Here is a 13,998-nt window from a genome sequence, read left to right on the forward strand (position 1 = left end):
TGTGACAGAGCTCAAATGTTACATGAAGGTTAATCTGGCTGAATCTATGGACAGAATCACTGTAATCACAGGGTGTGATATGGCTCTCCCTTTCCGGGCTAAGTTCCCGTTAAAACTAGCGTTCATCGGTTCAGGCCTCACCGCCTTTCCCGAAATACTTGCCGATTTAAGCCCTTAACCAGGCATCACACTGACTGATACCGTTTACATCACACCGCCTGAAAGCGGGTACTGAGCCGGAGAGCCTCATGCACAAAATACCCTACGCGTTGGCCGCCATTGGCCTTGCAGCCGTTATGTCACAATCAGCTATGGCCGAAACCATGAAGCTGGGTTTTCTGGTTAAACAACCGGAAGAACCCTGGTTCCAGACAGAGTGGAAGTTCGCCGACAAAGCTGGCAAAGAGATGGGCTTTGAAGTCATCAAAATCGCCGTGCCGGATGGTGAAAAAACCCTTAACGCCATCGACAGCCTGGCGGCAAGCGGGGCCAAAGGTTTCGTTATCTGTACCCCGGATCCCAAACTGGGTTCAGCCATCGTGGCCAAGGCCCGCAGCTACGATCTGAAAGTGATTGCCGTTGACGATCAGTTTGTCACTGCCAAAGGCAAACCGATGGATACCGTGCCGCTGGTGATGATGGCCGCTACCAAAATTGGCGAACGTCAGGGGCAGGAACTGTTTAAAGAGATGAAAAAGCGCGGCTGGGAAGCGAAAGACACCGGCGTGATGGCTATCACGGCTGACGAACTTGATACCGCCCGTCGCCGCACTTCTGGTTCAATGGACGCGCTGAAAGCGGCTGGATTCCCTGCGGCGCAAATCTATAAAGTGCCTACCAAATCCAACGATATTCCTGGCGCGTTTGATGCCGGTAACTCCCTGCTGGTACAGCATCCCGGCGTGAAGCACTGGCTGATCCTGGGCATGAACGACAACACCGTGCTGGGCGGCGTTCGCGCTACCGAAGGTCAGGGCTTTAAAGCGCCTGACGTGATTGGCATCGGCATCAACGGTGTGGATGCGGTGAATGAACTGTCGAAAGGCCAGGCAACCGGCTTCTACGGTTCCCTGCTGCCAAGCCCGGACGTGCATGGCTATAAGAGCATCCAGATGCTTTACAACTGGGTGACTAAAGATGCCGAACCGGCGAAGTTCACTGAAGTTACCGACGTGGTACTGATTACCCGCGACAACTTCAAAACAGAACTGGCGAAAAAAGGCCTGATGTAACCAGCCCGTGGGGGACGGTGCTCAGTGCCGCCCCCCTGCGATGTACGGCAACCTGGCAGGAGAGAATATGAGCACGCAACCCGCTTACCTGAGCTTTCATGGCATCAGCAAAACCTTCCCCGGCGTGAAAGCGTTGCAGGATATCAGCTTCGAATGTGGCGCAGGCCAGATCCATGCGCTGATGGGCGAGAACGGCGCCGGTAAATCCACACTGTTGAAGATCCTCAGCGGCAGTTACCAGCCCTCCAGTGGCGAAATCCGCCTCAGGGGAGAGCCCGTCAGCTTTATCCATACCACCGATGCGCTGGATGCGGGTGTCGCCATTATTTACCAGGAACTTCATCTGGTGCCGGAAATGTCAGTAGCGGAGAACATCTATCTCGGCCAGCTACCTCAGCGTGCCGGATTCGTTAACCGTAAACTGCTGCGCTATGAAGCCGGGGAGCAACTGAAAAATCTGGGCATGAATATCGATCCGGATACGCCATTAAAATCGCTCTCTCTGGGGCAGTGGCAGATGGTCGAGATCGCCAAAGCGCTGGCGCGGAATGCCAAGGTCATCGCTTTCGATGAGCCAACCAGTTCGCTTTCCGCGCGTGAGATTGAACACCTGTTCCGGGTGATCCGCCAGCTGCGTGAACAGGGGCGGGTAGTGCTTTATGTTTCACACCGAATGGAAGAAATTTTCGCGCTGAGCGATGCCATCACCGTATTTAAAGATGGTCGCTTTGTTCGTACCTTTGATGACGTTGCCAACACCTCGCACGATGAGCTGGTTCAGGCGATGGTGGGCCGTGAAATCGGCGATATTTATGGTTACTCCCCGCGTAAAACGGGCGCGGTACGCCTGCAGCTAAATGAGGTACAGGCCAAAGGCGTGCGGAAGCCCATTTCGCTTGAAGTGCACGCCGGGGAGATTGTTGGCCTGTTTGGCCTGGTCGGTGCAGGCCGCAGCGAGCTGATGAAGGGGCTGTTTGGCGCGACCAAACTCACCGGCGGCGAACTGCGGCTGGATGGCGAGCCTGTTGTGATCAAAGAGCCTGCACATGCTATCCGCGCCGGGATCCTGCTCTGTCCGGAAGATCGTAAAGCGGATGGCATCATTCCGGTTCACTCGGTGCGGGACAACATCAATATCAGCGCCCGGCGCAATAACCTGACCGCAGGCTGTCTGATCGATAACCAGTGGGAAAACAAAAATGCCGCCGCGCACATCCGTTCACTCAATATCAAAACGCCTTCAGCCGATCAGCTGATCATGAACCTTTCCGGTGGCAATCAGCAGAAGGCCATTCTGGGCCGCTGGCTCTCGGAGGAGATGAAAGTGATCCTGCTGGATGAACCCACGCGCGGGATTGATGTAGGAGCCAAAAATGAAATTTACACGCTGATTTATGCGCTGGCGGAGAAGGGCATTGCGGTGCTGTTCGCCTCCAGCGACCTGCCTGAAGTGATGGGACTGGCAGACCGCATCCTGGTGATGAGAGAGGGCGAGATTGCCGGTGAGCTGAGCCATGACCAGGCCACCGAAGCGCAAACCCTGAGCCTTGCCATGCCAAAAACGACTCAACGTGCCGCAGCCGTGGCCTGATTAGAAGGAATACCTGATGTCATCTTCCACCACATCTTCTGCAACGCCACCAACGCGGGGCAACCGGATCAATCTGAGCCGGATCTGGGATAACTTCGGCATGCTGGTGGTGTTCGCCGTGCTGTTTATCGGCTGCACTATTTTCGTGCCAAACTTTGGCACGCTGATCAATATGAAAGGCCTGGGGCTGGCCATGTCGATGTCCGGCATGGTGGCCTGCGGCATGTTGTTCTGTCTCGCCTCCGGCGATTTTGACCTCTCCATCGCCTCGGTAATTGCCTGTGCAGGTGTGACTACTGCCGTGGTGATCAACATGACCGAAAGCCTGTGGATTGGCATTTTTGCCGGGCTGCTGCTGGGCGTGGCCTGCGGGTTTATCAATGGTTTTGTGATTGCCAAACTGAAAATCAACGCGCTGATCACCACTCTGGCGACGATGCAGATTGTGCGCGGGCTGGCCTATATCTTCTCCAACGGCCAGGCGGTGGGCATTGAGGATGAACGCTTCTTTGCGCTGGGCTATACCAACTGGTTCGGCGTGCCTGCGCCGGTCTGGCTGACCATCGGTACGATGATTATCTTTGGCTTTCTGTTAAATAAAACCACCTTTGGTCGCAACACGCTGGCAATCGGCGGTAACGAAGAAGCAGCCCGCCTGGCAGGGGTGCCGGTGGTACGCACGCGGATTATCATCTTTATCCTTTCTGGCCTGGTCTCCGCTGCCGCAGGCATTATTCTGGCTTCCCGTATGACCAGCGGACAGCCCATGACCTCGCTGGGTTACGAGCTGATCGTTATCTCTGCCTGCGTGCTGGGCGGCGTATCGCTGAAGGGCGGTATCGGCAAAATTTCCTACGTGGTGGCCGGGGTGCTGATCCTTGGAACGGTTGAGAACGCGATGAATTTATTGAATATCTCGCCTTTCTCACAGTATGTGGTGCGCGGTTTGATACTGTTAGCCGCGGTGATCTTCGACCGCTACAAACAGAAAGCCAAAACAGCCTGATAAGGAGGCGTTATGTACCATCGCTTAGCGCCCGTGGCGCAATCTAATCCGTTGTTGCCAGGCTATCAGTTTAACGCCTGGCTGGTGGCTGGCCTGACGCCAATCAATGCCGGGGATGGTTTGGATTTCTTTATTGACCGTCCCCAGGGCATGAAAGGTTACATCATTAACCTGACCACCAAAGGCCGGGGGCAGGTTTTTAATGATGAGCACGCCTTTGACTGTGAACCGGGCGACCTGCTGCTGTTTCAGCCGAAAACCCCTCACTATTATGGTCGCTCGCCGGAGAGCGACTGCTGGCACCATCGCTGGATATACTTCCGCCCGCGTGCCTACTGGAGCGACTGGCTGGCGTGGCAGGATGAGAAACAGGGCGTGGGAAGGTTAAGATTACCTGAGCGTCTGCGCGGAGAGTTTGAGCGACTGTTCGCCAATATCGAACAGACTCACACTTCAGGGAGGCGCTTCGCTGAAGAACTGGCGATGAACCTGCTGGAGCGGCTACTGCTCAGGGCGGTGGAGGAAGATCCCCGCAGCCATCAGCAGATCCGGGACCCGCGGGTTATCGAAGCCTGTCAGTTCGTCACCAGCAATCTGGCGGGCGAACTGAAGATTGATGAAGTGGCGAACCATGTCTGCCTTTCGCCTTCACGGCTTGCCCACCTTTTCCGGGAGCAGATGGGGGTAAATCTGCTGCGCTGGCGTGAAGATCAGCGGGTTATCCGTGCCAAACTGCTGCTGCAAACCACCCAGGAGCCGATCGCCACTATCGGGCGGATTGTCGGCTATGACGATCAGCTTTATTTCTCGCGGGTCTTCCGTAAACGTGTGGGCGTCAGCCCCAGCGATTTCCGCCGCCGCACGCTGGATGCGCATGATGCGCTGGTGGCTCAGGAAACCTGGGATTTACCCAGAAGTGCCAACAGTTAAGCGAAACGGGACAATTCAGTGAATTCCGCCTTGTTCTTACCCTGCTGATAGTCTTAAATCATCAGGGTAAGTGACAAGAGGAGTGCAAATGAGCGACAAAATTCGTGTAGGGCTGGTCGGTTACGGCTTCGCCAGCAAGACCTTTCATGCGCCTTTAATCGCCGGAACCTCCGGGATGGAACTGGCGGCTGTCTCCAGCAGCGATGCCGGTAAAGTGCACGCAGACTGGCCATCCACGCAGGTGGTTTCCAATCCACAAACCCTGTTTGACGATCCCACGCTGCAACTGGTCGTTATTCCTACCCCCAATGATACCCACTTCCCGCTGGCTAAAGCTGCGCTGAACGCCGGTAAACATGTGGTGGTGGATAAGCCGTTTACCGTGACGTTGTCACAGGCTCGCGAGCTGGATGCGCTGGCTAAGGCCAAAGGGCTGATGCTTTCTGTGTTCCACAACCGCCGCTGGGACAGTGACTTCCTGACGCTGAAAGCGCTGCTGAACGAAGGCACGCTGGGTGAAGTGCGTTATTTTGAATCGCATTTTGACCGCTTCAGGCCGGAAGTGCGTAACCGCTGGCGTGAACAGAAAGGCGCGGGCAGCGGCATCTGGTACGATCTGGGGCCGCATGTGATCGATCAGGCACTGCAACTCTTTGGTGCCCCAGTGGCGATCAATGTGGATACTGCGGAACTGCGCCCTGGCGCGCAAACCACCGACTACTTCCATGCCGTGCTGACTTATCCTCAGCGTCGTGTGGTGCTGCATGGCAGCATGCTGGTGGCAGCGGAATCGGCGCGTTTTCAGGTTCACGGTACCCGTGGCAGTTACGTGAAGTACGGTCTGGATCCGCAGGAAGACAGCCTGAAAGCGGGCGCCCGTCCTCCGCAGGAAGACTGGGGCTACGATATGCGTGATGGCGTGGTGACCCTGGCGAATGGCGATATGATGGCAGAAGAGACCCTGCTGACTATTCCAGGTAATTACCCGGCCTATTATGCCGGCATCCGTGATGCCATTAATGGCGACGGTAAAAACCCGGTAACTGCAGAAGAAGCGATTCAGGTGATGGAACTGATTGAGCTTGGCCTGCAGTCTGCCGAAAAACGTCAGACGCTGACGCTGAAATAGCTTTCCAGCCGACAGTAATATAAAACCCCGCGCAGGATTTTCTGGCGGGGTTTTTGTTTATGCCGCTATCGGCAGGCAATTAAGCTGCGACGCGCGCGCGAACGGCCTGTTTCTCTGCTTCACTCAGGAAGGCGATTTTCATACCGTTATCCTGTGCGGTGCGGATTTGTGCCTGGCTCAATCCAGCCTGCGGGGCCGCCACTTCATATTCATGCGCCAGCTCAATGCCCTGAACGGCAGGGTCGTCCGTATTGATGGTTGCCAGAATGCCGTGCGCGAGGAATTTTGCCAGCGGATGGTGTGCCAGTGAAGAGACGGTGCTGGTCTGGATATTCGAAGTCAGGCAGGATTCAATACCAATCTCATGCGCTGCCAGGAAATCCATCAGGGCCGGATCTTCAACCGCCTTCACGCCGTGCCCGATACGCTCTGCACCCAGTTCACGGATCGCCTGCCAGATGCTCTCCGGGCCTGCCGCTTCGCCTGCGTGGACGGTAATACGGAAACCGGCATCGCGGGCGCGGGTAAAGTGGCTGAGGAACTGGCTGCCGGGGAAGCCCAGCTCGTCTCCTGCCAGGTCCAGCGCGGTGATGTGGTCACGGTGTGCAAGCAGGCCTTCCAGCTCGCGAAGGCAGGCTTCTTCACCAAAGGTCCGGCTCATGATCCCGGTCAGGCGCACGTCAATGTTGTGCTGCTGGCAACCGGCACGGATGCCATCAATCACCGCCTCCACCACGCCCGCCACGGGCAGGTTATGGGTCATTGCCATATACCCAGGTGAAAAGCGCAGTTCCGCATAGTGAATACCGGCACGGGCGGCATCCTCAACGTTTTCCAGCGCTACCCGGCGGCAGGCCTCCAGCGAGCCCAGTACTTTGACGCCCCAGTCGAGCTTATTTAAAAAGCTGACCAGATCGGGTTGCGTTTCGGTAACCTGAACATGCGGACGAAGCAGTTCCAGCGTGGTAGCGGGCAAAGTAAGGTTAAATTCCCGGCCTAAATCAAGAATGGTTTGTGCACGAATATTGCCGTCAAGGTGGCGATGAATATCGGTAAGGGGGAGCTGGGTATCGATCATGTCGGCGCACTCTGTTGTTTTAATAAAGTGCATAACAGTATAAAAACATTTTGCGCAACTCCGCCAGCGAATTGCGCAAACGCCGCGTCAAGTGCCGAATATTTATGCTGGAGAGAGCTTTTGCAGCGCGGCGATCAACCTGTCCAGCCCCTGATCAACTTTACTGCGCGGGCAGCCAACATTCAGCCGCAGGAAACCTTTACCCTGCGCACCATAGGTATAGCCCGGCATAATCGCCACTTTTTGCTGTTCAGTCAGTTCGCGTTGCAGCGCATCATCGTCCAGCCCCAGGGGGGTAAGGTCAATCCACGCAAGATAAGTTGCCTGTGGCGGTTGCCAGTTGAGCTGCGGGAAAGCCTGATTCAATCGCGAGGCGACATGCAGCAGGTTAGCCTTGATATAGTCCCGCAGGGCATCCAGCCAATTTTCGCCTTCACGGTAAGCAGCTATATGGGCCGCTACGGCGAGCACGGCGGGCGAAGAGAGGCCATCGGCACTTTTCAGCGTCTGAAACCAGGCCTGACGATCCTGCTCAGCGCTGATAAACCCGTAAGCCCCGGTCAGCGCCGGAACGTTAAAGCTCTTCGACGCGGAGGTGAAGAGGGCCCAGCGGCCGGTTGCCACCGCGCTCCAGGGAAGATGTCGCGCCTCGCCCATCACCATATCCATATGAATTTCGTCGCTGATCACCCGAACATCATAACGTTCACATAAGCTTGCGATCTGTTGCAGCTCTGCACTACGCCACACTTTGCCGGTGGGGTTATGCGGGCTGCATAACAGCAGAATCTTACAGTCTTCTCGTTGCAGCAGGGCTTCCATTTCCTGCATATTGCAGTGCCAGTCAGCATTCTGGCGTTGCAGTGGCAGAGAAAGCACCCTGCGTTGATTCCCTTCAATAACTTTGTAAAAAGCATCATAGGCGGGAGTATGGATCAGCACGCCATCGCCGGGGCCAGACCAGAGGCGTATCAGGCTGGCCACCATATACATCACTGACGGCCCGTAAACTATCTGCTCCGGATCGACGCTGAGGTGGAAACGGCGCTGGTACCAGTGGCATACCGCAGACAGAAAATCATGATGCTGCCAGCGGCTGTAGCCCAGCACGCCATGCGCAATCCGCCGCTGCAACGCCTCAGTGATGCAGGGTGCCGTGGCGAAATCCATATCCGAAATGGTAAAGGGCAGTAAGTCGTCGTGGCCAAACCGGTCGGCCACAAAATCCCACTGGGTGGACCAGCTTCCGCGCCGATCGATCACCCGATCAAAATCAAACATAACAACCTCTCAGAAACCTCTGGCAGGTGGGGGAAGTCCGGCGTTCTGCCTTTCTTCCCCCGGATTACTTCAGGATCAGCCCGCGAAAGTTTCCATCATGCTGACCATCTCATCTTTTACCGACTGAACCTGCGGGCCAATCACTACCTGAAGGCTGTGCTCGTTGATATGCACCACGCCAATCACCCGGTTAGCTTTCAGTGCCGCATCATCAACCTGGCTCATCTCTTTCACCGTCAGGCGCAAACGGGTCAGGCAGTTATCCAGCGAGGTGATGTTTTCCATGCCGCCCAGCGCGGCGACAATCGCTGGCGTGTCATAGCCTGATTTGCCCACGGTGGCAGTAAAGGCTTTCTCCACGCTGCGCGTATCCACTTCACGCCCCGGCGTTTTGATATTAAAGCGGGTAATGGCAAAGCGGAAAATCAGGTAATAGCCCACGAACCACACTGCGGCTACTACCGGCACGTAGTACCATCTGGTTGCCAGGCCGTGCAGAATGCCAAACACCACAAAGTCGATCACGTTGCCATCAGTGTTACCGATGGTCACGCCCAGTACAGCCATCAGGGTAAAGCCCAGACCGGTTAACAGCGCATGGATCACATACAGCACTGGCGCCACAAAAAGGAACAGGAATTCAACCGGCTCGGTTGTTCCCCCCACCACGCAGGCAACCACGCCGGAAATCAGCAGGCCTTTAATTTTATGACGGTTTTCAGGACGTGCGCAGTGGTACATTGCCAGTGCAGCACCCGGAAGTCCCCCGAGGAAGGCAGGCATTTTACCCTGCGACAGGAAGCGCGTTGCGCTCTCTGAGAAGCCGCCAGAGGTGGGGCAGGAAAGCTGGGCCTGGAAAATCGTTAACGCGCCGCTGACGCTGTGACCGCAAACGTCCAGCGTGCCGCCCGCATCGGTGAAGCGGATGATCGCCACCAGAATATGCTGCAAACCAAAGGGCAGCAGTAAACGTTCGCCGGTACCAAAGATCATCGGGCCAAAATCGCCAGCGCCGTTAATCATCCAGCCCAGGCCGGTAATGGCGGCGGCAAACCACGGCCAGAGGAGTGGGATCACCAGGCCCACAAGCCCCATCACCAGCGTGGTGATAATCGGCACAAAGCGGGTTCCGCCAAAAAACGCCAGCGCATCAGGCAGGCGGATGGTATGAAAGCGTTCATGCAGATAATAGACAATGATCCCGACGATAACCGCACCGAGGATCCCGGTATCAATTGACTGAATGCCAATAATATTCTGAATATTGTTAGCCTTGAGCACGGCAGTATCGGTGGTCGGCAGGATCCCTTTGGCATTAAGCCAGAAATTTACCGCCAGGTTCATCACCGCGAAGCCGACAAACCCGGAGAAGGCTGCCACGCCTTTATTATCGCGCGCCATACCCAGCGGAATGGCAATGGCAAACATCACCGGCAGATAGCTGAAGGCAAAGGAACCGACCTTGCTCATCCACATAAAGATCGGTTGCAGCAGGTGATTGCCCAGAAAGGGGATCAGCGTAATCACATCATGGCTGCTCAGCGAGCTGCCAATGCCCATCATGATGCCGCAGAACGACAGCAGGGCGACGGGAAGCATAAAGGTTTTGCCCAGACTCTGGAAAAACTCCCAGAGGGTAATTTTTTGTTTGGTGGCCGACATGTGCTCTCCTGGCGTTAAAAAAGCTCAGCCGCTGCTGAGGTAAAAAATGATAAAACGTTTTATCAGGCTTTAATGAGCGGCAAGTCACAATGTTATCGGGGGTTTGGGTTTTATTTTAAGGCTATGCGGTGTAACGTTTTATCTGACTTCAGTCTACCAGGATGTGCAGGCCGGCTTGGGCTGGCTGATTAAACTATGTCACTGAAAAAAATTACCATTAATGATGTTGCGCTTGAGGCAGGGGTATCTGTTACCACTGTCTCCCTGGTGTTGTCCGGAAAGGGGCGTATCTCTCCGGCTACCGCAGAGCGCGTCAGCCAGGCTGTCAGCGCTCTGGGATTTGTGCCTAACCGTTCCGCTACCATGCTGCGGGGAGGTGGCAGCGGGGTGGTGGGGCTGATTGTTCGCGACCTCTGTCAGCCTTTCTACGCTGAGATGACCGCAGGGCTGAGCGAAGGTCTGGAACAAAATGGCAAGGTTCTGTTCCTGACGCAGAGTGGAGCCCGAGGCCAGAATATCGATCGCTGTTTTGATACCCTGGTCGCGCAGGGCGTGGAGGGGATAGTGCTGGGGGCGGTGCTGAAAACGCCTCGCATCTGGTGGGGAAAGCCAGGGAGCAGGGGATCGCCCTGATTTGTGCCTCGCGCGCCAGCAGCCTTGAAGAGACCGACTCCATTCGCCCGGATAATCTCCACGCGGCAAAAATAGCCACCGAGTATCTGATAAAACGCGGTCATCACTGTATTGCATGGCTGGGTGGGTCTGGATCATCCCTGACCAGGGCAGAAAGGATTGGCGGATACTGCGCCACGTTATTGCAGTACGGGCTGCCTTTTCGCAGTGAATGGATTATCGAAAGTGGGCGCTATCAGCGGGACGTAGCCGAAGTCACGGCAGAATTGATTCACCAGCATCCCACTATTACGGCCATCCTTTGTCATAACGCGTCGGTGGCGCTGGGCTGCTATTTTGGTCTGCAACGCACCGGCAGAACCATTGGTAAAGGCGGCCTGGACAGCTATTACGGCAGTCAGATGGCGCTGGTGGGGTTTGGCGATGCACCGGAAGCGGAACTCACCGATCCCCCCTGACCTTTATCACCAGCTCAGCGCGGGAGCTTGGGCGCAGCGCGGCGCAAAGGCTGTTACAGAGAATGGCCGAACCACTTAGTGCCGTGCAAAACGTCATCCTGCCCCCGGTGCTGATTGAACGGGGATCGGCATAAAAAAAGGGCGCGATAAACGCGCCCCTGGTCATTTATTAACGTTACTGAGGCATGCCAGCCGGAGCCATACCGCCCAGCATGTAACGCGCCAGGAACTGATCCAGCGCCATTTTATCGCCATTCATGGTGACCTGACCGGTAGAGTACTGCAGGCTGGTAACGATGTTGTTGTCCTGCTGCTTAGTCAGTTTAAACATCTGGCCCATAGCCGCGACGCCTTTCACCTGCTGGTCAGCCAGTTTAGCGGCATCTTCCTGCTTGTAGCCTTCAGCCATCGCGACATGCGTCATCAGTTCGGTCGCCATATCCATCGAGATGGTCAGCTTTCCGTCCAGCGTCTTCAGCACGTTATCCACTGCCTGACCAATATCCTGCGGCTGAGCGGTGCTGGTCGCCGGATCTTTGAAGTGTACGGCCAGGTTAAAGCTGCTTTCGCCTTTGTCGTTCTTCCAGCTGAAGGGAGCGATGTTCACTACCGGATCGCCTTTCAGTAAAAGAGGAAGATTAGTGGAAAGGATCTGGCTCATACGCTGCTGGTAAAGTTCCGGATTCTCATTAATCCCCGGCTCATTCATCAGCGCCTGTACCTGGCTGTTGTAGCTTTCAGAGAAGGCTTTCATGCCGTTGGCATCAAACTGCGACAATTTGATCGCCAGCTTACCCTGACCAAAGTCCTGGTTCTGCACCTTGAGGGAATCCAGCGCGTAATCGATATTGCCGGAAATCAGGCTCTTCTCGGAATTGAACGAAGATTTACCGTTGAGGCCTTCAGCGATAAACGCCTCTTTGCCATCCACCGCTGCGGTCAGTTTCTTCAGGTTGATACCCTGATCGCCAATACGCAGGCCTTCCGGGCTGAGATGCGTGCTGGCATCCACCTTCAGACCGTTAGCGGTAAACATGACCGGCATATCCAGCTGATTTTTGGTGGTCAGTACCAGGCTCTCCATCTCGCCGTTGAAATCGACCTTATCGCCTTTTTTGTCCGCGCTGACGTTGACCGTGCCGCCGTTAGAAGCAAAGCGTTCGCCGGTCTGGGCGTTGTTGTAATCCACAGGCAGCAGGTGGATCTCAGAAGCGGTAGCCCCGCTGTAACCCACACGCGTATCCGCCTGAATAATGGACTGGCCTTTGGTCATCTCAAACAGTTTTTTCACCGCATCGGTGTTTTCAAGTTCGGTATGCACCGAAGCCATGCTTGGGATCAGGTTGAATTTTTTCAGCTGGGCGAACGGAAAGGGACCGTGGTCGATTTTTTCGTTAAAAACGACGCTCTGGCCCGGCTTGATGATGGCATTGTCTTCAGTCTGGGAGCTGGACTGCAGAACAAAGCGGGCGGTGCTGCTGAACACGCCGCGCTGGAAATCCTGATAGCTCAGCTTAAGACGGCTTTCCGGAGCCATATTGTTCATCTGGGCATTCGCATTTTGCACCAGTTGATCCATGTTCTTTTCCAGCTGCTTCCCGGTAAACCATGCGGTTCCGGTCCAAATCACGCCGAGTGCGACTACTACGCCAATCGCTATCTTTGTCTTCTTCATCTGTAAAGTCGTCCTTTAGTCACTGGCGCCGGCAAATCGATCCTGGGGAAAAATGCCTGGCGAATAAAAAACGCCCTGAGGCGTTTTGCTTAATAATTTGATTAATAATAGCAATTGTCCCGGTTTACGTCAGCCGTAAATCCTGCAGATCGTTAAAGACGCGTGCCAGTCGTCCGTTACCTGCCAGGGTGACGGGGGAATCCTTTGCGGGAATGAAACAGGATTCCCCCGGCTTAAGGGTAAGTTGTTGATCGTCATGGCTGACTAAAGCCTGACCGTCCACGCAGAAAAGAATGGCCGCACTTTGCTGTTGAACAGGCTCTGGCTGGGCACTCAACTGATGGAGGGAGAAAGCAAAGTCCTCTACCGGCACCGGAAAGTTCAGCGTATCACCCTCTTTAACCGGCTGAGTTAACAGGCTGGCATAAGGTTTAGCTTCAAACTGCAGGTTAGCCATCAGTTCAGGAATATCGATATATTTCGGCGTCAGCCCGGCCCGTAAAACGTTATCGGAATTGGCCATCACCTCCAGCGCCACACCCTTGAGATAGGCATGGGGCGTCTCGGCAAACAGGAACATCGCTTCACCGGGCTGTAACTCAATCACATTGAGCAGCAGCGGTGAAAACAGCCCGCTATCCTGCGGATAAAATTCAGCAATCTGGGCCACGGTAGCCCAGGGTTCAGCCTGCTGGCCGCGCAGCTCGCTCTTCAGCACATCCAGCGCAAGGCTCTTTTCCTCACCCTCCATCGACAGAAGCGCCGCAAAAAGTTCTGCCAGCCCGCTCATTGCTGGCGTTTGCAGGAAATGGGCTATGGCGGGGTGGGCACCGGCTACCGGCTGTAGCAGAGAGATGATTTCATGCAGTTCACGAAAGCCATTAATAGCTTTAAACGGCGTCAGGGCAAACACCAGCTCAGGTTTGTGATTAGCATCTTTATAGTTGCGTTCCGCAGCAGAAAGCGGAATACCGGCCGTATTCTCTCTGGCAAACCCCTTTTCAGCAGCGGATTTGCTGGGATGCACCTGAATGGACAAGGGTTGATCCGCGCAGAGCACTTTAAACAGATAAGGTAACTCACCAAACCGATCGGCCACCGCTTTGCTGAGCTGGCTTTCTTTATCTGCCTCAATAACCTCGCGCAGCGAAAGCCTGTTTCCCTCGATCTCAACAGAAGAAGGGCTTTTCGGATGAGCACCCATCCACAGCTCGGCCAGGGGGCGCCGTTCAGGATTAGGGATGCCATAAAGTTCAGTCAACGCCGTAGGGCTGCCCCAGGCGTAATTTTGCAGCGTATTAATCAATTTTTGCATGTTCACCC

The 13,998-nt window shown here is 55.3% G+C and carries 10 protein-coding genes and 1 pseudogene; 6 read left to right on the forward strand and 5 right to left on the reverse strand.

The window, feature by feature from the left end:
- Window positions 1-248 precede the first annotated feature (248 nt).
- From VRC33_RS10105 to VRC33_RS10125, 5 genes are all read left to right on the forward strand, one after another.
- A complete protein-coding gene (locus VRC33_RS10105; protein ID WP_338563413.1) occupies window positions 249-1,232 on the forward strand; it encodes an arabinose ABC transporter substrate-binding protein in 984 nt (327 codons plus the stop codon).
- Window positions 1,233-1,299: 67 nt separating this feature from the next.
- Complete coding sequence (gene araG / locus VRC33_RS10110; protein WP_338563415.1) at window positions 1,300-2,823, forward strand: L-arabinose ABC transporter ATP-binding protein AraG; 1,524 nt, start codon at window positions 1,300-1,302, stop codon at window positions 2,821-2,823.
- 16 nt (window positions 2,824-2,839) lie between these two features.
- On the forward strand, window positions 2,840-3,829 hold the full coding sequence (araH, locus tag VRC33_RS10115) for an L-arabinose ABC transporter permease AraH (RefSeq protein WP_338563418.1): 990 nt from the start codon (window positions 2,840-2,842) through the stop codon (window positions 3,827-3,829).
- A gap of 12 nt (window positions 3,830-3,841) precedes the next feature.
- The gene (gene araC / locus VRC33_RS10120) at window positions 3,842-4,759 is read left to right on the forward strand and encodes an arabinose operon transcriptional regulator AraC (protein WP_338563422.1); all 918 of its coding nucleotides are present in this window, start codon (window positions 3,842-3,844) and stop codon (window positions 4,757-4,759) included.
- Window positions 4,760-4,847: 88 nt separating this feature from the next.
- Window positions 4,848-5,888, forward strand: a complete 1,041-nt coding sequence (locus VRC33_RS10125) for an oxidoreductase (RefSeq protein ID WP_338563423.1) — start codon at window positions 4,848-4,850, stop codon at window positions 5,886-5,888.
- Window positions 5,889-5,967: 79 nt separating this feature from the next.
- On the opposite strand, the gene add is transcribed toward VRC33_RS10125, so the two are convergent.
- From add to malX, 3 genes are all read right to left on the reverse strand, one after another.
- Entirely contained in the window at window positions 5,968-6,966 is a 999-nt protein-coding gene (gene add, locus VRC33_RS10130) for an adenosine deaminase (protein ID WP_338563424.1), read from the reverse strand.
- Window positions 6,967-7,068: 102 nt separating this feature from the next.
- Entirely contained in the window at window positions 7,069-8,247 is a 1,179-nt protein-coding gene (locus VRC33_RS10135; protein ID WP_338576991.1) for a MalY/PatB family protein, read from the reverse strand.
- A 75-nt stretch (window positions 8,248-8,322) separates the two neighbouring features.
- A complete protein-coding gene (gene malX, locus VRC33_RS10140) occupies window positions 8,323-9,909 on the reverse strand; it encodes a maltose/glucose-specific PTS transporter subunit IIBC (RefSeq protein WP_338563426.1) in 1,587 nt (528 codons plus the stop codon).
- A 195-nt stretch (window positions 9,910-10,104) separates the two neighbouring features.
- Here malX and malI point away from each other — a divergent pair.
- Window positions 10,105-11,134 (forward strand): annotated as a pseudogene (malI, locus tag VRC33_RS10145) (Mal regulon transcriptional regulator MalI).
- A gap of 41 nt (window positions 11,135-11,175) precedes the next feature.
- Here the strand turns inward: malI and VRC33_RS10150 are convergent.
- The gene (locus tag VRC33_RS10150) at window positions 11,176-12,675 is read right to left on the reverse strand and encodes a YdgA family protein (RefSeq protein ID WP_338563429.1); all 1,500 of its coding nucleotides are present in this window, start codon (window positions 12,673-12,675) and stop codon (window positions 11,176-11,178) included.
- Between the two features lie 124 nt (window positions 12,676-12,799).
- Window positions 12,800-13,990, reverse strand: coding sequence for a mannose-6-phosphate isomerase (manA, locus tag VRC33_RS10155; protein WP_338563431.1), 1,191 nt, complete (start codon window positions 13,988-13,990; stop codon window positions 12,800-12,802).
- Between the last annotated feature and the right edge of the window lie 8 nt (window positions 13,991-13,998).

The sequence above is a fragment of the Erwinia sp. E_sp_B01_1 genome, assembly GCF_036865545.1.
Taxonomy (GTDB): Bacteria; Pseudomonadota; Gammaproteobacteria; order Enterobacterales; family Enterobacteriaceae; genus Erwinia.